Here is a 21,586-nt window from a genome sequence, read left to right as displayed (position 1 = left end):
AGAAAGGAGGGAGGAAAAATGGATTTTGTCAAACTGCTCGTTATCCTATCATACATTGTTATCGGGAGTGTCTTAGGCATTGTATTGATTCCTGAGATTGTTGTAGACTTTGAAGTCAGTCATCCGCCGATGATAGAAAATAGCTATTTTGCAGCGTTTATGGGTACAGTTTTGATGTTTTTATTATTTGGTTGGTTTATTCCACGCATTGCATATGCTATTAAAGATTTAGAGCAATTTGTGTTAGGATACAGTGCGATTGAAATTATATTTGCGACTATTGGACTGTTTATGGGCTTGCTCATTTCTGTTATGATTTCTTTTATTTTAGAATTTATTGGAACAGACTTTATTAATCGTATTATCCCGATTATTTTAACTTTAATTTTAAGTTATTTAGGTTTCCAATTTGGTCTTAAAAAACGAGATGAAATGTTGCTGTTTTTACCGGAAAACATGGCACGTTCGATGGCAATTAGCGCATGTAACGCGGTGCCAAAAATTATTGATACGAGTGCGATTATAGACGGTAGAATATTAAAAATTATGGAAGCGGGCTTTATAGATGGTGAGATTTTAATTCCGCAAGGTGTGATTAACGAGTTGCAAGTTGTGGCTGATGCAAATGATAGTATTAAACGTGACAAAGGGCGTCGTGGCTTAGAGATTCTTAATGCGATCCATATGTCAAAACACCCGACACGTATTGTTCATCCACAGCGAAGTCATCATGATATTGATGATTTACTCGTAAGATTGGCGCAACATTATCGTGCTCACGTGATTACAACGGATTATAATTTAAACAAAGTTTGTAGTATTCAAGGCATTAAAGTGTTGAATGTTAATGATTTATCAGACGCAATTCGACCTGAAGTGCATCAAGGAGACCGATTTGACCTTATGATAACTAAAGTAGGTAAGGAACCGGGTCAAGGTGTAGGTTATTTTGATGACGGAACGATGGTCGTGGTCGACGATGCGAAGCAATATATTAATCAAACGATTCCTTTAGAAGTGATTAGTATGTTACAGACAGCTTCTGGGCGCATTATATTTGCAAAAAAGGTGGAGGAATAAATGACAAATTATCATGTGATCATACCGGCAGCAGGTACTGGAAATCGAATGGGACGTGCTTATAATAAATTATTGATTCGTGTTGCAGGGCGTACAATTTTAGAACATACGATAGACGTATTTCAAAAAGATGATCAATGTGAAAGTATTTATTTAGCCATCCATCCAAGAGACCGTGAGCAATTACAAAATCTTTTAGCGCCTTATAGTAAAATTAAAGGCTTAATTGAAGGTGGAAAAGAACGTCAAGAAAGCATTCATAAAGTCATCCAACATATGAATGTGGCTGAAGATGAAGTCGTACTTGTTCATGATGGTGCGAGACCTTTTATTACACATCAGACCATTAAAGAAGTTACTTTAGCAATCGAAGCATGTGGTGCGGCTATCGTAGGTGTTAAAGCGAAAGATACGATTAAATTGGTTCAAAATCAGTTTGTGTCACAAACTTTAGACCGTTCCGCTTTATGGCAAGTACAAACACCACAGGGCTCTAAATTTCAGCATTTAAAAACAGCCTATGATGATGCGCTGTCTAAAAAAATCAATGGCACTGATGACGCTTCGCTATTAGAAGCTTCTGGTCAGCCGATTTATATGGTTGAAGGCGACTATGATAATATTAAAGTAACGACGGAAGAAGATCTTACATATGCGGAAGCAATATTTGATAAAAGGAGAAAAGAAAATCATGTATAGAGTTGGATTAGGTTATGACGTTCATGCTTTTGACGAAACGCGCCCATTAATTATCGGTGGAATTGAAGTGCCGCATACACATGGGTTAAAAGGCCATAGCGATGCCGATGTTTTGCTTCATGCGATCACCGACGCGATGTTAGGTGCATGTGCACTAGGAGATATTGGGAAATTATTCCCTGACACAGACCCACAGTTCAAAGATGCAGATTCTAAAAAATTGTTAGTCGCTGCATATGAACAAGTTAAAAATGAAGGTTACATTATTAATAATATTGACGCAACCATCATTGCTGAGCGCCCTAAATTCCGCCCTTATATTGATGAAATGCGTGCTGTCATTGCTGATTTGTTTGAAGTCGCAATACAACAAGTCAATGTAAAAGCAACAACAAGTGAAAAGTTAGGTTTTACAGGTCGTCAAGAAGGTATCGCAGCACAAGCCATCGTATCCTTAACAGCGCAAGCATAGTTAAAAGTAACATATACACAACATGACATGACATGTTATAATTAAAAAATTGAAGAACAAAACAGGAGTGAACGAAATGAGTAACCGAGTAAGAGTCAGATATGCACCAAGCCCAACAGGTTATTTGCATATCGGTAACGCACGTACTGCATTATTTAACTATTTATTCGCGAAACACTATGATGGAGATTTTGTGATTCGTATTGAAGACACGGATACTAAGCGTAACCTTGCCGATGGTGAAGCTTCACAATTTGAAAATTTAAAATGGTTAGGCTTGGATTGGGATGAATCTGTGGATCAAGATAAAGGTTATGGTCCATATCGTCAATCTGAACGTGGTCACATTTATCAACCGCTTGTGGATCAATTGTTAGCTGAAGACAAAGCGTACAAATGTTACATGACGGAAGAAGAATTAGAAGCAGAGCGTCAAGCACAAATCGAACGCGGTGAGATGCCACGTTATGGTGGTAAACATGCCCATCTAACAGAAGAGGAAAGACAGCAGTTTGAAGCAGAGGGACGTAAGCCTGCTATTCGTTTACGTGTTCCACAAAATAAAACATATCAGTTCGATGACATGGTGAAAGGGACAGTTTCTTTTGAATCTGATAACTTCGGCGACTGGGTAATTGTGAAAAAAGATGGTATTCCAACATACAATTTTGCAGTTGCTGTAGATGATCACTATATGGAAATTACAGATGTGATTCGCGGCGATGATCATATTTCTAACACACCGAAACAATTAATGATTTATGAAACATTTGGTTGGGAACCGCCTCGTTTTGCACATATGACATTAATCGTGAATGAGCAACGCAAAAAGTTAAGTAAGCGTGACGGTCAAATTTTACAGTTTATTGAGCAATATAAAGAGTTAGGTTATTTACCAGAAGCGTTATTTAACTTTATCGCATTATTAGGGTGGTCTCCTGAAGGTGAAGAAGAAATCTTTTCTAAAGAACAGTTCATCGATATCTTTACTGAAAAGCGTCTATCAAAATCTCCTGCATTTTTCGATAAACAAAAATTGGCTTGGATTAATAACCAATACATGAAAGAAAAAGATTCAGAAACAGTTTTTGAGATGACATTACCGCATATGGTTAAAGCTGGTTTGTTACCTGAATCACCATCAGAAGCTGAATTAGACTGGGGACGTAAACTCGTGGCACTTTATCAAGAACAAATGAGCTACGCTGGAGAAATCGTACCTTTATCAGAGCTATTTTTCCGAGACGAAAAAGAATTAGACGAAGCTTCACAAGAAGTGTTGAATGGTGAACAAGTTCCTGAATTAATGAATGCACTATATGGTAAATTAGAAGCGTTAGAGCCATTTGAAGCTGCTGAAATTAAAAAGAAAATTAAAGAAGTCCAAAAAGAAACAGGCATTAAAGGGAAACAACTCTTCATGCCAATTCGTGTTGCGGTAACTGGACAAATGCATGGACCAGAATTGCCGAATACAATGGAAGTGCTTGGCAAAACAAAAGTACTTCGTCGAATTAATCAATTATTGTAATGACTGCCTTAATTATAAAATGAGGCTTAAAGAGCGATTTAGACTGTTTTCAAGCCGTTTCCAAATTTATAACTTGATATCACGTTCAAAATCCACTACCATAAAGGTGGATTTTGATTTGAATAAAGGATTAGTAGGCAAATTGCGTGTTTTAGAGAGTGTACGGTTGCTGCAAGTACATCACAATATTTGTTGAATGCACCTTTATAAGAAGAACTAAATAATGAATGAGTGAGTAGGTCAAAGAGAATTTAATGATTCTCGTCGATATACTAATTGAGAGTGGAACCGTGCTTAAGCACCTCTGACATAATTTGTGTCAGAGGTGTTTTTTGTACTAAGTAATAAGAATAACTATTTTAGGAGGAAATACAGTGATCAAACGAATGATGGATGATGTAAAAATGGTCTTTGAACAAGACCCAGCAGCGCGTTCGACTTTTGAAGTGATTACAACATACGCGGGCTTGCATGCCGTGTGGAGTCATCTTATTGCACATCGTTTATACAATAAAAAACGCTTCACATTAGCGCGTGTCATATCTCAAGTTTCTCGCTTTTTTACAGGTATAGAAATCCATCCAGGCGCTAAAATTGGACGTCGTCTTTTTATCGATCATGGCATGGGTGTCGTTATCGGAGAGACATGTACAATAGGTGATAATGTAACGATTTACCAAGGTGTGACTTTAGGAGGGACTGGGAAAGAAAAAGGTAAGAGACACCCCGATATTGGAGACAACGTCTTGATTGCAGCAGGGGCTAAAGTATTAGGAAATATTAAAGTAGACTCGAATGTCAATATCGGTGCCAATTCTGTTGTATTAAGAAATGTGCCTAGTTATACAACTGTTGTAGGCATTCCTGGTCGTGTGGTAAAACAAGACGGCATTCGCACCGGTAAAACGTTTGATCATCTCAATTTGCCTGACCCTATTTATGAACAACTCAAGCAGCTTGAACGACAACTTGAACAAACTAAAAATGGAGAGATTAAAGATGATTACATTATATAATACACTAACGCGTCAAAAAGAAACTTTTAAACCGATTGAACCTGGGAAAGTCAAAATGTACGTTTGCGGACCGACTGTTTACAACTACATTCATATTGGAAATGCACGTCCAGCTATTAACTATGATGTTGTCAGACGTTATTTCGAATATAAAGGCTATGAAGTGAATTATGTATCAAATTTCACAGATGTCGATGACAAACTGATTAAACGTTCTCAAGAACTTGGAGAAACAGTACCTGAAATTGCAGATCGTTATATAAAAGCATTCCACGAAGATACGGGTGCATTAAATGTCAAACCGGCAACATGCAACCCACGTGTTATGGAACATATGGATGATATTATCAAATTTATTCAAAATTTAATCGATGAAGGCTATGCTTACGAAAGTGGCGGAGATGTCTACTTCAGAACACGCAAATTCGATGGTTATGGAAAGTTAAGCCATCAATCTATCGATGATTTGAAAATTGGTGCTCGCATCGAACAAGGTGAACAAAAAGAAGAAGCTTTAGACTTCACTTTATGGAAAAAAGCAAAACCGGGCGAAATCAGTTGGGAAAGTCCATTTGGTACAGGACGTCCGGGTTGGCACATTGAATGCTCAGTGATGGCCTATGAAAAACTAGGTGCAACGATTGATATTCACGCTGGTGGAAGTGATTTACAATTTCCTCACCATGAAAATGAAATTGCACAATCAGAAGCGCATAATCATGCACCATTTGCAAACTATTGGATGCATAACGGCTTTATTAATATTGACAATGAAAAAATGAGTAAATCATTAGGTAACTTTATTTTAGTTCACGATATTATTAAAGAGGTCGACCCCGATGTATTGCGTTTCTTTATGATCAGCGTACATTATAGAAGTCCCATCAACTATAACATCGAGCGTGTAGAAGCTGCACGTAGTGGTCTTGAGCGTATTCGTAACAGTTATCAAGCGCTCATTGAACGAGAAGCGGTTGCTACAAATCTTGTAGACGATACGAATTATTTAGAACAAATTGAACAAGTACTTGAGCAATTTGAAAAAGTGATGGACGATGATTTTAATACAGCGAATGCCATTACAGCGTGGTATGATTTAGTTAAACTTACAAATAAATACATGTTAGAAGATAATACGTCGACACAAGTGATTCAACGTTTTAAAGAAGTATTCCAAATCTTCAGTGACGTACTGGGTATCCCACTTACTTCTCAAAAAGATGAGCAACTGCTTGATGAAGAGATTGAAAAATTAATTGAAGAACGAAATGAAGCTAGAAAAGCTAAAGATTTTGCACGTGCAGACGAAATTCGTGATCAATTAAAAGCACAAAATATTATTCTTGAAGATACACCACAGGGCGTGAGATTTAAACGTGGCTAATGACATCAACAAAAAATTATTAAATCCACTCTCTTTAGCATATGTGGGCGATGCTGTTTTAGATCAGCACGTCCGTACATATATCATTCTCAAATTACAGAGCAAACCGAACCGCTTGCATCAAGAAGCGAAAAGATTTGTCTCAGCTAAAAGTCAGGCTGCAACACTTGAAGCTTTAATTGAAAACAATTGGTTTACAGAAGAAGAACGAGATATCATTCGACGTGGACGTAATGCTAAAAGTTATACAAAAGCGAAAAACACAGATATTCAAACCTATCGAAAAAGTTCTGGCTTAGAAGCGCTGATTGGCTATTTATATTTAGATCAACAAAATGCGAGACTGGAAGCATTATTAACGACAATAGTTGAATATGTAGAAGAAAGGCGTTGAATGAAATGGATTCAGAAATCATTGTTGGCCGTCATGCAGTAAGAGAAGCTGTGACAACCGGACATACCATTAATAAGATACTGATTCAAGAAGGCATTAAAAAGCAACAGATTGAAGATATTTTAAAAGCTGCAAAATCAGCAAAACTTGTTGTACAAACCGTTCCAAAATCAAAATTAGATCAAATCTCGAATGCACCTCATCAAGGCGTAGCAGCTTATGTCGCTCCTTACGCATATGAGACATTAGATCATTTCTTAAAGCAACAAGCTGAAAAAGAGACACTTTCTACAGTATTAATCTTAGATGGCTTGGAAGATCCGCATAATTTAGGGTCAATATTAAGAACAGCAGATGCAACTGGTGTGGATGGGATTATTATTCCGAAAAGACGCTCTGTTGCATTGACACAAACAGTAGCTAAAGCGTCTACTGGCGCGATTCAACATGTCCCGGTTATTAGAGTCACGAATCTATCTCAAACGATGGATGAATTGAAAGATAAAGGCTACTGGATAGCGGGCACAGAAGCAAATCATGCGACAGATTATAGACAAATGCAAGTGGACGTTCCGTTAGCTATTGTTATCGGAAGTGAAGGTCAAGGAATGAGCCGTCGGGTAAAAGAAAAATGTGATTTTTATATTAAAATTCCTATGGTTGGCCATGTGAATAGTTTGAATGCTTCTGTTGCAGCAAGTTTAATGATGTATGAAGTGTTTAGAAAACGGCGGCCCATTGGCGGTGAAGATTAAAAGATGAAAGACTATTATGTAATCATTGACGGGTACAACATGATAGGTCAGTCTCCAGAATTAAGTCAAGTAGCTAAAGAAAACTTAGAAGAAGCAAGAGAGCAACTGCTGATTGAAATCGCAAACTATAATGCGGTCATAAAAGGGAAAATTGTTTGTGTTTTTGATGCTTATGAACAAGGTACGCCTCAGTCAGAGTCTGTCTATCATGGTGTGCATGTGATTTTTACGAAAGAAAATGAAACGGCTGATAGTTTTATTGAGCGTTATGTTTACAATATTTACAACAAACATACAACGCATATCACAGTTGTAACAAGTGATATGAGTGAACAGCATGCTATTTTTGGGACGGGCGCTTATCGTTTATCTTCAAGAGAAATGTGGCGCCATTTAAAAGAAAATAAAGAGACCGTCACAAAGTCGATGCATCATTTTCATGAACAGAAGCCGAGAACGCGGATTCACTTATCTGAAGAAGTATTGTCTGAATTTGAGAAATTAAGGCGAGGCGAGTCCGAAGAATAAGATTTCGCAAGTTGTCTGAAGTCGTTATGAATAGGTATGATAAAGCATATTTTTCGAAGGCGAGGAAGAACGCATATGCTTTATCAATATGAATTAGATGATACTTTTTCTGTAATGATTGCTCAAGTAAAGGCCCAGCAACCAGAGGCAATCGTACAATTGATCACTTACATTGAGCAATATGCACGAAAAAGTTTTAGTGACTTTAGTATCATACCGGCAGATTGCGAAGATCTTATCCAAGAAGTGTTGCTAGCCATTTTTAAAAAGATACAAAGCGAGAATTTTTATTACGATGTCCCTTTCGAACATTATATTCATCGCGCAATTTATTTACGTAAAATAGACTATCGCCGTAAAAAGATGACGCATGAACGGTTATTCGACAACTATATTGAACGCTATGCGACGCAATACCAAGTTATGTTGGCACAGCAATATCAAAGTGGGTGTACATCGCAACAATTTTGTCATGAAGTATTAAAACTAGCGGACCGTGGATTAAGTCATTTTGAAATGCAGGTGTTGAAATATCTGATTGAGGAATGGAAACCGTCAGAAATTGCATTGGCATTAAAGGCTGAAGATAAAAAAATATATAATGCCATCTACCGAATCCGTAAGAAATTGAAAGTACTTTTGGACGAATAGTGTGGTTTGACAATTGAACATAAACTTATGTATAGTAAACTGGTATTATAGAAGCAAGGTGAAATAAGTTGAAAAAAGTGCCATTAAATTGCGAGGAATGTGGAAACCGTAACTATCATGTACCGAAAACGATCAATAAAACTGACCGGCTCGTATTAAAGAAATTCTGTGCAAAATGTAATACACATACATTTCATAAGGAATCTAAATAAATAGGAGGGATTTTCGTTATGCCAAAAAAAGAAAGCTTTTTCCGAGGCGTTAAATCCGAAATGGAAAAAACAAGCTGGCCAACTGGACCAGAACTTGTAAAATACACAACAATCGTAGTCATGACAGTGCTATTCTTTTTGTTATTCTTCTACGGTTTAGATATTGGAATTGGTCAATTAATTAAAATGATAAAATAGTGAATGAGGAGTTGTCAGCATGTCTGAAGAGTTAGGGGCAAAACGTTGGTATGCAGTACATACCTACTCTGGTTATGAAAATAAAGTGAAAAAGAATTTAGAAAAACGTGTTGAGTCAATGAACATGACAGAACAAATCTTTAGAGTTGTGATTCCTGAAGAAGAAGAGACACAAGTTAAAGATGGAAAAGCTAAAAAGCAAATGAAGAAAACATTTCCTGGTTACGTATTAGTTGAGTTAGTCATGACGGACGAATCGTGGTACGTTGTTAGAAATACACCAGGTGTAACTGGATTTGTAGGATCAGCTGGGGCGGGTTCAAAACCTAACCCATTATTACCAGATGAAGCACGTTTTATTCTTAAGCAAATGGGCATGAAAGAAAAGACAATTGATGTAGAAGTGGATTTAGGTGAACAAGTCCGTATTACTTCTGGGCCGTTTGCAAATCAAGTGGGCGAAATCAGTGAAATTGAAGCGGATAAATTTAAGTTGACTGTATTAGTTGATATGTTTGGACGCGAAACACCAGTTGAAGTTGAATTTGATCAAATAGAAAAACTCTAAACGTGTAAAAAGTTATAAAAAATGAGTTGTATTCAGCGTATGAAAATGTTACAATTACGAAGTCGCGCATTCATAGCGCTACATTTCGTCACGAAATGTTAAGAGTGGGAGGGCAAAATTGAGCCCTGTGACCACATCACGATATCAAGGAGGTGCACATCGTGGCTAAAAAAGTAGAAAAAGTAGTTAAGTTACAAATTCCAGCAGGTAAAGCAAACCCAGCACCACCAGTTGGTCCTGCATTAGGTCAAGCCGGTGTGAACATTATGGCTTTCACAAAGGAATTTAACGCACGTACACAAGAACAAGCAGGTTTAATTATTCCGGTTGAAATTTATGTTTATGAAGATCGTTCATTTACATTTATTACTAAAACACCACCTGCAGCTGTATTACTTAAAAAAGCAGCTGGTATTGAAAAAGGTTCTGGTGAGCCAAACAAAACTAAAGTTGCTACAGTAACAAAAGATCAAGTACGTGAAATTGCTAACACTAAAATGCCTGACTTAAATGCTGCAGACGAAGAAGCAGCTATGCGTATCGTTGAAGGTACTGCACGTAGTATGGGTATTATTGTTGAGTAATTACCAACTGATTAACAAATAAGACAATGAGAAAATAAATTTTCGTAAGAACGCAGGTAGCCTATGAACAAGAAAGCATTCACTGTGATTCGCACAGATTTGTGCTAGGGACTATCTGCGCTCAACTTGCTTGAAGCAAGTAAATGTGGGAGGACATTCCGATAAAACCACTAAAGGAGGACAAAAAATGGCTAAAAAAGGTAAAAAGTATCAAGAAGCTTTAAACAAAGTTGATCGCCAAGCATTCTATACAGTAGAAGAAGCAATCAGCTTAGCTAAAGAAACATCTATTGCTAACTTCGATGCTTCAGTTGAAGTGGCTTTCCGTTTAGGTATTGATACACGTAAAAATGACCAACAAATCCGTGGTGCAGTAGTATTACCACACGGTACTGGTAAATCTCAACGTGTATTAGTTTTTGCTAAAGGCGACAAAATCGCTGAAGCAGAAGCAGCAGGTGCTGACTATGTTGGAGATGCAGAATATGTAAACAAAATCCAACAAGGTTGGTTTGATTTTGATGTTGTTGTTGCAACACCAGATATGATGGGTGAAGTTGGTAAATTAGGTCGTGTATTAGGACCTAAAGGTTTAATGCCAAACCCTAAAACTGGCACAGTAACAATGGACGTTAAAAAAGCTGTTGAAGAAATCAAAGCAGGTAAAGTTGAATACCGTGCAGAAAAAGCGGGTATCGTACACGCTTCAATCGGTAAAGTTTCTTTCGATACAGAAAAATTAGTTGAAAACTTCAAAACTTTACAAGATGTGTTAACAAAAGCGAAACCATCTTCAGCTAAAGGTACTTACTTTAAGTCTGTTGCAGTAACAACTACAATGGGCCCTGGTATCAAAGTCGATACTGCAAGTTTCAAACTTTAAGACTTATCTCTTAATGATGCGCTAAATCATTAAGTGACTTGATAAATAGAAAATAATGGTTGACTTATTACACAAAAGCCGTTATATTAATTTTTGTTGAATATTTTACCTAAGACAGTAGGAGTTCTAACTGAACTTAAAAATCATCCTACCGAGGCTAAAATGGACTTGAACGTATGAACTTTCAAGCACTTTTTGCCGTGGGTAAAAAGTGCTTTTTATTTAAGTCTTGGACTTAACTATAAAAAGCACCTAAAACTTATCGATGGAGGTGTCAAAATGTCTGGAATCATTGAAGCGAAAAAACAACAAGTTGACGTCATTACTGATCAACTTAAAAGTTCTGTTTCTACAGTAGTTGTTGACTACCGTGGTTTAACAGTAGCAGAAGTAACTGAATTACGTAAACAATTACGTGAAGCTGGTGTTCAGTACAAAGTATACAAAAACACTATGTTACGTCGTGCAGCAGAACAAGCTGGCATTGAAGGTTTAGACGAGTTCTTAACTGGACCTACAGCAGTAGCATTCACTACTGAAGACGTTGTAGCCCCAGCTAAAGTCATCGCTGGATTCGCTAAAGAACACGAAGCTTTAGAAATCAAGACGGGTATCATGGAAGGTAGTATCATTACTGCTGACGAAGTGAAAACAGTTGGTTCATTACCATCACACGAAGGTCTTGTATCAATGCTTCTTTCTGTATTACAAGCGCCAATGCGCAACTTTGCTTATGCAGTTAAAGCTGTTGGAGAAAACAAAGAAGAAAACGCAGAATAAACGATAAATTAAAACTTAAAAATTGGAGGAATAATAACATGGCTAATCAAGAGCAAATCATTGAAGCAATTAAAGAAATGTCTGTTTTAGAATTAAATGACTTAGTTAAAGCAATCGAAGAAGAATTTGGTGTAACTGCAGCAGCACCAGTTGCAGCAGCAGGTGCTGCTGGTGGAGACGCAGCAGCAGAAAAAACTGAATTTGACGTTGAGTTAACTTCAGCTGGTTCATCTAAAATCAAAGTTGTTAAAGCTGTTAAAGAAGCAACTGGTTTAGGATTAAAAGACGCTAAAGAATTAGTTGACGGTGCTCCAAGCATCATCAAAGAAGCTTTACCAAAAGAAGAAGCTGAAAAACTTAAAGAACAATTAGAAGAAGTTGGCGCTTCAGTAGAATTAAAATAATTCGTTGATAAGTGAAAAACCCGCTATTTTTGGAATAGCGGGTTTTTGAATATAATACGATAAAGAGGTGTGACACCGTGAGTCATTACTATGATGCACATCCTGATGCAACACCAGATGAGAGAGAAATTAGCTATTATTATCAGCAACACGAACTGTCACTCACAACAGATACAGGTGTGTTTTCTCGTGATAAAGTTGATTTCGGCTCTGATTTATTGATACAGACATTTTTAAATGAACACCCGCCAGGTCAATTGAAAAGGATTATTGACGTCGGTTGTGGTTATGGACCGATTGGTTTAATGGTGGCCAAAGTTGCACCCCATGATCATATTACAATGTTAGATGTAAACCATCGCGCATTAGCATTAGCTAAAAGAAACGCCAAAGCGAATGGCATCTCAAATGTGACGATACAAGAGAGTGATGGGTTAGCCATGATAGAAGACGAAGCATGTGACTACGTTTTAACTAATCCACCCATTCGTGCTGGTAAACAAGTGGTTCACCAAATTTTGACAGATGCATACCGCGTGCTTAAAACTGAGGGTGCGTTGTATGTCGTTATACAAAAAAAGCAAGGCATGCCATCTGCTAAGAAAAAAATGGACGAGGTTTTTGGAAACGTCTCATCTGTTAAAAATAGTAAAGGTTATCACATATTAAAGAGTTTTAAATCTTGATTTTAAATATTGACTATGATATAGTTGTAAGATGAAATAATTATGTTCAATAAGTGTGTACTTTTACGGTTAAAGTTTCATTGTAACATTTCAAAATAAGACTTATAGAATAGAAAATGGTGTCATCGATTATGTGCTACCGTTTTCTTTTTGTCTTGTTACATGATGAGAACTGAAAAGTGTTCGCACAATTTTTGAGGGGTGAATCTGTTTGGCAGGTCAATTTGTCCAATATGGAAGACATCGTAAACGTAGAAACTACGCAAGAATTTCAGAAGTTTTAGAGTTACCAAACTTAATTGAAATTCAAACAAAATCGTATGATTGGTTCTTAAAAGAAGGTCTTTTAGAAATGTTCCGCGACATTTCTCCAATCGAAGACTTCACAGGTAATCTTTCATTGGAATTTGTAGATTATAGATTAGGTGAACCGAAGTATGATTTAGAAGAATCAAAAAACCGTGATGCAACATATGCGGCGCCATTACGCGTTAAAGTTCGTCTAGTTATTAAAGAAACAGGCGAAGTGAAAGATCAAGAAGTATTTATGGGAGATTTCCCTTTAATGACAGAAACAGGTACTTTTGTAATTAATGGTGCGGAACGTGTTATTGTATCTCAATTAGTTCGTTCACCGTCTGTCTACTTTAATGAAAAGTTAGATAAAAATGGTCGTGTGAACTATGATGCGACTGTTATTCCTAACCGCGGTGCATGGTTAGAGTATGAAACAGATGCGAAAGATGTTGTTTATGTACGTATTGATAGAACAAGAAAGTTACCATTAACAGTATTATTACGTGCATTAGGTTATTCAACTGACCAAGAAATCATTGATTTAATTGGTGACAATGAATACTTAAGAAACACTTTAGAAAAAGATAGCACTGAAAATACAGAACAAGCATTATTAGAAATTTATGAACGTTTACGTCCAGGTGAACCACCAACGGTAGAAAATGCTAAAAGCTTATTGTATTCTCGTTTCTTTGACCCTAAACGTTATGATTTAGCAAGCGTAGGACGTTATAAAGCAAATAAAAAATTACATTTAAAGCACCGCCTATTCAATCAAAAATTAGCTGAACCTATTGTAAATACTGACACAGGTGAAATTGTTGCTGAAGAAGGCACAGTTTTAGATCGTCGTAAGTTAGACGAAATCATGGATGTTCTTGAAACAAATGCTAACGCACAAGTTTACGAACTTCCTAATAGTATTATCGATGAACCTGTAGAAGTACAATCTATTAAAGTTTATGTACCAAATGATGATGAAGAACGTACAACAACTGTGATTGGTAATGCATCCCCAGATTCAGAAGTGAAATGTATTACACCTGCTGACATCGTGGCGTCTATGTCATACTTCTTTAACTTATTGCATGGTATCGGTTATACAGATGACATTGACCATCTTGGTAATCGTCGTTTACGTTCAGTTGGTGAATTGTTACAAAACCAATTCCGCATTGGTTTATCAAGAATGGAACGTGTGGTACGTGAAAGAATGTCTATTCAAGATACTGACTCAATCACACCACAACAATTGATTAACATTCGCCCAGTGATTGCATCAATTAAAGAGTTCTTTGGTAGCTCACAATTATCACAATTCATGGACCAAGCGAACCCACTTGCTGAGTTAACACACAAACGTCGTTTATCAGCTTTAGGGCCTGGTGGTTTAACACGTGAACGTGCACAAATGGAAGTTCGTGACGTACACTATTCTCACTATGGCCGTATGTGTCCAATCGAGACACCAGAGGGTCCAAACATTGGTTTGATTAACTCACTTTCAAGTTATGCACGTGTGAATGAATTTGGTTTCATTGAAACTCCATACAGAAAAGTAGACCTTGAAACAAACACAATTACAGACCGTATTGATTACCTTACTGCTGATGAAGAAGACAGTTATGTTGTTGCCCAAGCGAACTCAAGACTTGATGAAAACGGACGTTTTATCGATGACGAAATCGTTTGTCGTTTCCGTGGTAACAACACAACTATGGCTAAAGAAAAAATGGACTACATGGACGTATCGCCTAAACAAGTTGTTTCAGCTGCGACAGCATGTATTCCGTTTTTAGAAAACGATGACTCTAACCGTGCATTGATGGGTGCGAACATGCAACGTCAAGCAGTACCATTGTTAAACCCAGAATCACCATTCGTAGGTACAGGTATGGAGCACGTAGCCGCACGTGATTCAGGTGCTGCTGTTATTTCTAAGTATCGTGGCCGCGTTGAACATGTTCAATCAAGCGAAGTTTTAGTACGTCGCTTAGTTGAAGAAAATGGTCAAGAAGTAGAAGGTGAATTAGACCGTTATCCATTAGCGAAATTCAAACGTTCAAACTCAGGTACATGTTATAACCAACGTCCTATTATCGCAGCAGGCGACGTTGTTGAAAAAGGCGAAATTCTTGCAGATGGTCCATCTATGGAACTCGGAGAAATGGCCTTAGGTCGAAACGTTGTTGTTGGATTTATGACTTGGGATGGTTATAACTACGAGGACGCCGTAATTATGAGTGAGCGCCTTGTTAAAGATGACGTTTATACTTCAATTCATATCGAGGAATATGAATCTGAAGCACGAGACACAAAACTTGGGCCTGAAGAAATTACTCGCGATATACCAAACGTTTCAGAAAACGCACTGAAAAACTTAGATGACCGCGGTATTGTATACGTTGGAGCAGAAGTAAAAGATGGCGATATATTAGTCGGTAAAGTGACGCCTAAAGGTGTTACTGAATTGACAGCAGAAGAACGCCTATTACATGCGATCTTTGGCGAAAAAGCACGTGAAGTTCGTGATACGTCATTACGCGTACCACACGGTGCAGGTGGTATTGTTCTTGATGTTAAAGTGTTTAACCGTGAAGAAGGCGATGATTCACTTTCACCAGGTGTGAACCAACTTGTTCGTGTGTACATCGTTCAAAAACGTAAAATTCATGTAGGGGACAAAATGTGTGGTCGTCACGGTAACAAAGGTGTCATCTCTAAAATTGTTCCTGAAGAAGATATGCCGTACTTACCAGATGGCCGTCCAATTGACATCATGTTAAACCCACTAGGTGTACCATCACGTATGAATATCGGACAAGTTTTAGAGTTGCATTTAGGTATGGCTGCTAAAAACTTAGGTATTCACGTTGCTTCACCAGTATTTGACGGTGCCAACGATGAAGACGTATGGTCTACAATTGAAGAAGCAGGTATGGCACGTGACGGTAAAACAGTACTTTACGATGGCCGTACAGGAGAACCATTTGACAACCGTATTTCAGTTGGTGTGATGTACATGTTGAAACTTGCGCACATGGTAGATGATAAACTTCACGCACGTTCAACTGGACCATATTCATTAGTTACACAACAACCTCTTGGTGGTAAAGCACAATTCGGTGGACAAAGATTTGGTGAGATGGAGGTATGGGCACTCGAAGCTTATGGTGCAGCATACACACTTCAAGAGATCTTAACTTACAAATCAGATGACACTGTAGGTCGTGTGAAAACTTATGAAGCGATTGTTAAAGGTGAAAACATTTCAAGACCAAGTGTTCCTGAATCATTCCGCGTATTGATGAAAGAGCTACAAAGTTTAGGCCTTGATGTGAAAGTGATGGATGAACAAGACAATGAAATTGAAATGCGCGATTTAGATGAGGATGATATTCCAGATCGTAAAGTCAATATTCAACCATCTACTGTTCCAGAATCTCAAAAAGAATTTAACGAATAAATGCATGTTGAAAATCAAAATCGATCTTGAATAGGAGATCGCAAAGTCGCATGAGACGTCATAGCGTGCCGATAGTTATGTACGTTCAATGTAACTTTTAAGAATTTAATTGCGCTGAGAACATGAAACGCGTTAAAGACTTAACCTGAACTTGATTAAAACGATAGGGAGACGAGTGGCGCTTTTGCTATTCGAGAAGAGAGATGTGTGGAAACTTACATGCATCCTCTCTATCCTGTTCGTTAAATAGACATTGCTTTAATATATTATGAAATCGTGTGAATCAATCAACTAGCACAGCTAATTTAAACTAAAGGAGGTAGGCTCCTTGATTGATGTAAATAAATTCCATTACATGAAAATAGGACTCGCTTCACCTGAAAAAATCCGCTCTTGGTCATATGGTGAGGTCAAAAAACCAGAAACAATTAACTATCGTACTTTAAAACCAGAAAAAGATGGTCTATTCTGTGAAAGAATTTTCGGACCTACTAAAGACTGGGAATGTAGTTGTGGGAAGTATAAACGTGTACGTTACAAAGGTATGATTTGTGACCGATGTGGTGTAGAAGTGACAAAATCAAAAGTACGTCGTGAACGTATGGGTCACATTGAGTTAGCAGCTCCAGTTTCGCATATTTGGTATTTTAAAGGGATTCCAAGTCGTATGGGTCTTTTATTAGACATGTCACCACGTGCGTTAGAAGAAGTTATTTATTTTGCTTCTTATGTCGTTGTGGATCCAGGACCAACAGGCTTAGAAAAGAAAACATTGCTTTCTGAAGCAGAATTCCGTGAATATTATGATAAATTCCCTGGTCAATTTACTGCAAAAATGGGTGCTGAAGGGATTAAAGATTTATTAGATGAGATTGATTTAGATCAAGAATTAAAAGTATTACGTGACGAATTAGAATCTGCAACTGGTCAACGTTTAACACGTGCTATCAAACGCTTAGAAGTTGTTGAATCATTCCGTAACTCTGGTAACAACCCAGCTTGGATGATTTTAGACGTACTTCCAATTATTCCACCTGAGATTCGTCCAATGGTTCAACTTGATGGTGGTCGTTTTGCTACAAGTGATTTGAACGACTTATACCGTCGTGTTATTAACCGTAACAATCGTTTAAAACGTTTGTTAGATTTAGGTGCGCCTGGCATCATCGTTCAAAACGAAAAACGTATGTTACAAGAAGCTGTAGATGCGTTAATTGATAACGGTCGTCGTGGTCGTCCTGTAACAGGACCAGGTAACCGTCCATTAAAATCACTTTCACATATGTTAAAAGGGAAACAAGGTCGTTTCCGTCAAAACTTGTTAGGTAAACGTGTAGACTATTCAGGTCGTTCAGTTATCGCAGTAGGTCCAAACTTAAAAATGTACCAATGTGGTTTACCGAAAGAAATGGCATTAGAATTGTTCAAACCGTTTGTAATGAAAGAATTAGTACAACGTGAAATTGCGACAAACATCAAAAATGCTAAAAGTAAAATTGAGCGTACTGAAGACGAAGTTTGGGACGTTTTAGAAGATGTTATTATTGAACACCCTGTACTTTTAAACCGTGCGCCAACATTGCACAGATTAGGTATCCAAGCGTTCGAACCTACATTAGTTGAAGGCCGTGCGATTCGTTTGCACCCACTTGTTACAACTGCCTATAACGCAGACTTTGACGGTGACCAAATGGCGGTTCACGTTCCATTATCTAAAGAAGCACAAGCTGAAGCACGTATGTTAATGCTTGCTGCACAAAACATCCTAAACCCTAAAGATGGTAAACCAGTCGTAACACCATCACAAGACATGGTATTAGGTAACTATTACTTAACATTAGAACGTAAAGACGCTGTGAATACAGGAATGATGTTTAACGATACGAATGAAGTCATCAAAGCTTATGCGAATGGTCATGTACATTTACACACACGTATTGGTGTCCAAGCTTCTTCATTCAACAACCCTACATTTACTGAGGAACAAAATAACAAAATTTTAGCGACATCTGTAGGTAAAGTCATCTTTAACGAAATTATTCCGGACTCATTTGCGTACATTAACGAGCCAACAGCAACGAACCTTGAGAAAAACACACCAGATAAATACTTTGTTGATCCATCAGAACTTGGTGAAGGTGGTCTAGCTGAGTACTTTGAAAATACTGAACTTGTTCCACCATTCAACAAAAAATTCTTGGGTAATATTATCGCAGAAGTGTTCAATCGCTTTAGCATTACAGATACGTCTATGATGCTTGACTTGATGAAAGACTTAGGATTTAAGTATTCATCAAAAGCAGGTATTACAGTAGGTGTAGCAGACATTGTTGTATTACCAGATAAACAAGAAATCTTGGATGAATCAGAAAAATTAGTTGAGCGCGTTCAAAAACAATTCAACCGTGGTTTATTAACAGAAGAAGAACGTTATAATGCGGTTATTGAAATTTGGACAAATGCAAAAGATAAAATCCAAGCTAAATTGATGAAATCACTTGATAAAACGAACCCAATCTTCATGATGAGTGACTCAGGTGCCCGTGGTAACGCATCTAACTTTACGCAACTTGCAGGTATGCGTGGTTTAATGGCCGCACCATCTGGTAAAATCATCGAACTTCCAATCACTTCATCATTCCGTGAAGGTTTAACGGTATTAGAGTACTTTATCTCTACTCACGGTGCGCGTAAAGGTCTTGCCGATACAGCACTGAAAACTGCTGACTCTGGTTACTTGACACGTCGTCTTGTTGACGTTGCACAAGATGTCATTGTTCGTGAAGAAGACTGTGGTACAGACCGTGGCTTACTCGTTTCAGATATTAAAGAAGGTACTGAAATGATCGAACCATTTATTGAACGTATCGAAGGTCGTTATTCAAAAGAAACTGTACGTCATCCTGAGACAGATAAAATTATCATTCGTCCAGACGAATTAATTACACCAGAAATCGCTAAAGAAATTACGGATGCTGGTATTGAAGAAATGTATATCCGCTCTGCATTTACATGTAACACAAGACATGGTGTCTGTGAAAAATGTTATGGTAAAAACTTGGCAACAGGTGAAAAAGTCGAAGTTGGTGAAGCAGTAGGTACAATCGCTGCACAATCTATCGGTGAACCTGGTACACAATTAACAATGCGTACATTCCACACAGGCGGGGTTGCTGGTAGTGATATTACACAAGGTTTACCACGTATCCAAGAGATTTTCGAAGCGCGTAATCCTAAAGGTCAAGCCGTTATTACTGAAATTGAAGGTGTGATTGATAACATCACAGTTGGCAAAGATAGACAACAAGAAATCGTTGTTAAAGGTGCGAACGAAACACGCTCATATCTTGCCTCTGGTACATCACGCTTGAAAGTAGAAATTGGCCAATCCGTAGAACGTGGTGAAGTATTAACGGAAGGTTCAATTGAGCCGAAAAACTTCCTTGCAGTTGCTGGTTTAACAGCGACAGAAGAATACTTGCTTAAAGAAGTTCAAAAAGTTTATCGTATGCAAGGTGTAGAAATCGACGATAAACACGTTGAGGTCATGGTACGTCAAATGTTACGTAAAGTTCGTATCATTGAAGCGGGTGACACGAAATTATTACCAGGATCACTTGTTGATATCCATAACTTTACAGATGCGAACCGCGAAGCCTTTAAAGAACGTAAGCGTCCTGCGACTGCGAAACCAGTCTTATTAGGTATTACAAAAGCTTCTCTTGAAACAGAAAGCTTCTTGTCAGCGGCATCCTTCCAAGAAACAACACGTGTTCTTACAGATGCTGCGATTAAAGGTAAACGTGATGACTTACTCGGACTTAAAGAAAATGTTATCATTGGTAAATTAATTCCTGCAGGTACGGGTATGAAACGCTACAGTAAAGTTGATATTGAAAAAGATGAAGCGCCACAACAAGGCCTTGAAGAGCAAGTCATTATCGACTAATTAGAATCATTGAAGTAAGTTGTAATATTGGGATATGTCAATATATGATCTGTATTGACAGAAATAAAAGGTAGGGGCTGATTTCGATATCGTGTATACAATATTGAAATCAGACTGCCTGCATCCCCAATATAAGATTGACAGGTATTCATAAGTCTCTAAAAATCAATATTTATTGTGAATAACAGTTGACGAAGCATTTATGAAAATGATAATATAGTAAAGGTTGATGCAAGCAAGTACTTTGGAGGATATGTAAATGTCTAATGAAAAAGTCACACGCTTAAACAAACAAGCCTACGTTGTTGGTTTAAAAGAAACGCTAAAAGCGCTTCAAAAACAACGTGTAAAAACATTGATTATCGGTGAAGATGTTAATGTGCATCTCTTAGCACGCGTGTTATGCTTTGCCAATCAAAATAAGATACCTATCGAATTCTTTCCAAGCCGCAAAGCATTGGGAGAATATGTTGGTATAAATGTAAAAGCAACGGTTGTTGCTTTGCTCAAATGAGATTAGTAAGTTTTTGCTTACTAAATTTTATTTAACCTAAAAATGAACCACCTGGATGTGTGGGATTAAGAAATGAAGAGAGGAGGAAACTTGAAATGCCTACTATTAACCAATTAGTACGTAAACCAAGAAAAAGCAAAACTCAAAAATCAGACTCACCAGCTTTAAATAGAGGTTTCAATAGTCAAAAGAAACAATTCACTAAATTGAATTCTCCACAAAAACGTGGCGTATGTACACGTGTGGGTACTATGACACCTAAAAAACCTAACTCAGCGTTACGTAAATATGCACGTGTGCGTTTATCAAACAACATTGAAATCAACGCATACATCCCTGGTATCGGACACAACTTACAAGAGCACAGTGTTGTACTTGTACGTGGTGGACGTGTAAAAGACTTACCTGGTGTGCGTTACCATATCGTACGTGGTGCGTTAGATACATCTGGTGTTGATGGTCGTATGCAAAGCCGTTCATTATACGGTACTAAAAAACCTAAAAAATAAGGTTAAAAGATTGTAAAATCAGCCTT

22 protein-coding genes and 1 other annotated feature are annotated in these 21,586 nt (G+C 37.6%); all 22 genes read left to right on the top strand.

What is annotated here, in order from left to right; genetic code table 11:
• Positions 1-18 precede the first annotated feature (18 nt).
• The 22 genes from MUA40_RS11005 to rpsL all read left to right on the top strand — a co-directional run bounded on the left by MUA40_RS11005 (position 19) and on the right by rpsL (position 21,560).
• Complete coding sequence (locus MUA40_RS11005) at positions 19-1,080, top strand: PIN/TRAM domain-containing protein (protein ID WP_262569578.1); 1,062 nt, start codon at positions 19-21, stop codon at positions 1,078-1,080.
• On the top strand, positions 1,081-1,779 hold the full coding sequence (gene ispD / locus MUA40_RS11000) for a 2-C-methyl-D-erythritol 4-phosphate cytidylyltransferase (RefSeq protein ID WP_016424285.1): 699 nt from the start codon (positions 1,081-1,083) through the stop codon (positions 1,777-1,779). It begins immediately after the preceding gene.
• Positions 1,772-2,251 carry a 2-C-methyl-D-erythritol 2,4-cyclodiphosphate synthase gene (gene ispF, locus MUA40_RS10995; protein ID WP_016424286.1) on the top strand — a complete coding sequence of 160 codons (480 nt, stop codon included), beginning with the start codon at positions 1,772-1,774 and terminating at the stop codon, positions 2,249-2,251. Before ispD ends, ispF begins: the two co-directional genes overlap by 8 nt.
• A 76-nt stretch (positions 2,252-2,327) precedes the next feature.
• Positions 2,328-3,782 carry a glutamate--tRNA ligase gene (gltX, locus tag MUA40_RS10990; RefSeq protein ID WP_016424287.1) on the top strand — a complete coding sequence of 485 codons (1,455 nt, stop codon included), beginning with the start codon at positions 2,328-2,330 and terminating at the stop codon, positions 3,780-3,782.
• A gap of 386 nt (positions 3,783-4,168) precedes the next feature.
• On the top strand, positions 4,169-4,798 hold the full coding sequence (cysE, locus tag MUA40_RS10985) for a serine O-acetyltransferase (protein WP_171839470.1): 630 nt from the start codon (positions 4,169-4,171) through the stop codon (positions 4,796-4,798).
• Positions 4,782-6,182 (top strand): cysteine--tRNA ligase, encoded by a 1,401-nt coding sequence (cysS, locus tag MUA40_RS10980; RefSeq protein WP_016424289.1) that lies wholly within the window; start codon positions 4,782-4,784, stop codon positions 6,180-6,182. Before cysE ends, cysS begins: the two co-directional genes overlap by 17 nt.
• 4 nt (positions 6,183-6,186) lie before the next feature.
• A complete protein-coding gene (locus tag MUA40_RS10975) occupies positions 6,187-6,576 on the top strand; it encodes a Mini-ribonuclease 3 (RefSeq protein ID WP_037559176.1) in 390 nt (129 codons plus the stop codon).
• Between the two features lie 5 nt (positions 6,577-6,581).
• On the top strand, positions 6,582-7,331 hold the full coding sequence (gene rlmB / locus MUA40_RS10970) for a 23S rRNA (guanosine(2251)-2'-O)-methyltransferase RlmB (protein WP_167732854.1): 750 nt from the start codon (positions 6,582-6,584) through the stop codon (positions 7,329-7,331).
• Between the two features lie 3 nt (positions 7,332-7,334).
• Entirely contained in the window at positions 7,335-7,859 is a 525-nt protein-coding gene (locus MUA40_RS10965) for an NYN domain-containing protein (RefSeq protein ID WP_167732855.1), read from the top strand.
• Positions 7,860-7,934: 75 nt separating this feature from the next.
• Positions 7,935-8,510 carry a sigma-70 family RNA polymerase sigma factor gene (locus MUA40_RS10960; RefSeq protein ID WP_016424293.1) on the top strand — a complete coding sequence of 192 codons (576 nt, stop codon included), beginning with the start codon at positions 7,935-7,937 and terminating at the stop codon, positions 8,508-8,510.
• Between the two features lie 68 nt (positions 8,511-8,578).
• Complete coding sequence (gene rpmG / locus MUA40_RS10955) at positions 8,579-8,722, top strand: 50S ribosomal protein L33 (protein ID WP_081635116.1); 144 nt, start codon at positions 8,579-8,581, stop codon at positions 8,720-8,722.
• 18 nt (positions 8,723-8,740) lie between these two features.
• The gene (gene secE / locus MUA40_RS10950; protein ID WP_016424294.1) at positions 8,741-8,920 is read left to right on the top strand and encodes a preprotein translocase subunit SecE; all 180 of its coding nucleotides are present in this window, start codon (positions 8,741-8,743) and stop codon (positions 8,918-8,920) included.
• 19 nt (positions 8,921-8,939) lie between these two features.
• Positions 8,940-9,488, top strand: a complete 549-nt coding sequence (gene nusG / locus MUA40_RS10945; RefSeq protein WP_016424295.1) for a transcription termination/antitermination protein NusG — start codon at positions 8,940-8,942, stop codon at positions 9,486-9,488.
• Positions 9,489-9,649: 161 nt separating this feature from the next.
• Positions 9,650-10,072, top strand: a complete 423-nt coding sequence (rplK, locus tag MUA40_RS10940; RefSeq protein WP_016424296.1) for a 50S ribosomal protein L11 — start codon at positions 9,650-9,652, stop codon at positions 10,070-10,072.
• 187 nt (positions 10,073-10,259) lie between these two features.
• Positions 10,260-10,955: a 50S ribosomal protein L1 gene (rplA, locus tag MUA40_RS10935; RefSeq protein ID WP_050331764.1), complete on the top strand. Its 696-nt coding sequence runs from the start codon at positions 10,260-10,262 to the stop codon at positions 10,953-10,955.
• Positions 10,956-11,045: 90 nt separating this feature from the next.
• Positions 11,046-11,185: a sequence feature (ribosomal protein L10 leader region), on the top strand.
• Between the two features lie 49 nt (positions 11,186-11,234).
• Positions 11,235-11,735, top strand: coding sequence for a 50S ribosomal protein L10 (rplJ, locus tag MUA40_RS10930; protein ID WP_016424298.1), 501 nt, complete (start codon positions 11,235-11,237; stop codon positions 11,733-11,735).
• 38 nt (positions 11,736-11,773) lie between these two features.
• Positions 11,774-12,139 carry a 50S ribosomal protein L7/L12 gene (rplL, locus tag MUA40_RS10925; RefSeq protein WP_016424299.1) on the top strand — a complete coding sequence of 122 codons (366 nt, stop codon included), beginning with the start codon at positions 11,774-11,776 and terminating at the stop codon, positions 12,137-12,139.
• A gap of 77 nt (positions 12,140-12,216) precedes the next feature.
• The gene (locus MUA40_RS10920; protein WP_016424300.1) at positions 12,217-12,825 is read left to right on the top strand and encodes a class I SAM-dependent methyltransferase; all 609 of its coding nucleotides are present in this window, start codon (positions 12,217-12,219) and stop codon (positions 12,823-12,825) included.
• Between the two features lie 211 nt (positions 12,826-13,036).
• On the top strand, positions 13,037-16,588 hold the full coding sequence (gene rpoB, locus MUA40_RS10915; RefSeq protein WP_262569575.1) for a DNA-directed RNA polymerase subunit beta: 3,552 nt from the start codon (positions 13,037-13,039) through the stop codon (positions 16,586-16,588).
• Positions 16,589-16,916: 328 nt separating this feature from the next.
• Complete coding sequence (rpoC, locus tag MUA40_RS10910; protein WP_016424302.1) at positions 16,917-20,537, top strand: DNA-directed RNA polymerase subunit beta'; 3,621 nt, start codon at positions 16,917-16,919, stop codon at positions 20,535-20,537.
• A 259-nt stretch (positions 20,538-20,796) separates the two neighbouring features.
• A complete protein-coding gene (locus MUA40_RS10905) occupies positions 20,797-21,051 on the top strand; it encodes a ribosomal L7Ae/L30e/S12e/Gadd45 family protein (RefSeq protein WP_016424303.1) in 255 nt (84 codons plus the stop codon).
• Between the two features lie 95 nt (positions 21,052-21,146).
• Positions 21,147-21,560 carry a 30S ribosomal protein S12 gene (gene rpsL, locus MUA40_RS10900; protein ID WP_016424304.1) on the top strand — a complete coding sequence of 138 codons (414 nt, stop codon included), beginning with the start codon at positions 21,147-21,149 and terminating at the stop codon, positions 21,558-21,560.
• Positions 21,561-21,586 lie beyond the last annotated feature (26 nt).

It is taken from the genome of Staphylococcus schleiferi, from assembly GCF_025558325.1.
Lineage (GTDB): Bacteria > Bacillota > Bacilli > Staphylococcales > Staphylococcaceae > Staphylococcus > Staphylococcus schleiferi.
The sequence above is the reverse complement of the archived record's forward strand: the minus strand, read 5'-3'. Positions and strand labels throughout refer to the sequence as shown.

Bases quoted from the DNA above. Each gene is read 5' to 3' on its own strand.
- MUA40_RS11005 (WP_262569578.1), top strand. From the start codon at position 19: ATGGATTTTGTCAAACTGCTCGTTATCCTATCATACATTGTTATCGGG.
- ispD (WP_016424285.1), top strand. From the start codon at position 1,081: ATGACAAATTATCATGTGATCATACCGGCAGCAGGTACTGGAAATCGA.
- ispF (WP_016424286.1), top strand. From the start codon at position 1,772: ATGTATAGAGTTGGATTAGGTTATGACGTTCATGCTTTTGACGAAACG.
- gltX (WP_016424287.1), top strand. From the start codon at position 2,328: ATGAGTAACCGAGTAAGAGTCAGATATGCACCAAGCCCAACAGGTTAT.
- cysE (WP_171839470.1), top strand. From the start codon at position 4,169: ATGATGGATGATGTAAAAATGGTCTTTGAACAAGACCCAGCAGCGCGT.
- cysS (WP_016424289.1), top strand. From the start codon at position 4,782: ATGATTACATTATATAATACACTAACGCGTCAAAAAGAAACTTTTAAA.
- rlmB (WP_167732854.1), top strand. From the start codon at position 6,582: ATGGATTCAGAAATCATTGTTGGCCGTCATGCAGTAAGAGAAGCTGTG.
- MUA40_RS10965 (WP_167732855.1), top strand. From the start codon at position 7,335: ATGAAAGACTATTATGTAATCATTGACGGGTACAACATGATAGGTCAG.
- MUA40_RS10960 (WP_016424293.1), top strand. From the start codon at position 7,935: ATGCTTTATCAATATGAATTAGATGATACTTTTTCTGTAATGATTGCT.
- secE (WP_016424294.1), top strand. From the start codon at position 8,741: ATGCCAAAAAAAGAAAGCTTTTTCCGAGGCGTTAAATCCGAAATGGAA.
- nusG (WP_016424295.1), top strand. From the start codon at position 8,940: ATGTCTGAAGAGTTAGGGGCAAAACGTTGGTATGCAGTACATACCTAC.
- rplA (WP_050331764.1), top strand. From the start codon at position 10,260: ATGGCTAAAAAAGGTAAAAAGTATCAAGAAGCTTTAAACAAAGTTGAT.
- rplJ (WP_016424298.1), top strand. From the start codon at position 11,235: ATGTCTGGAATCATTGAAGCGAAAAAACAACAAGTTGACGTCATTACT.
- rplL (WP_016424299.1), top strand. From the start codon at position 11,774: ATGGCTAATCAAGAGCAAATCATTGAAGCAATTAAAGAAATGTCTGTT.
- MUA40_RS10905 (WP_016424303.1), top strand. From the start codon at position 20,797: ATGTCTAATGAAAAAGTCACACGCTTAAACAAACAAGCCTACGTTGTT.
- rpsL (WP_016424304.1), top strand. From the start codon at position 21,147: ATGCCTACTATTAACCAATTAGTACGTAAACCAAGAAAAAGCAAAACT.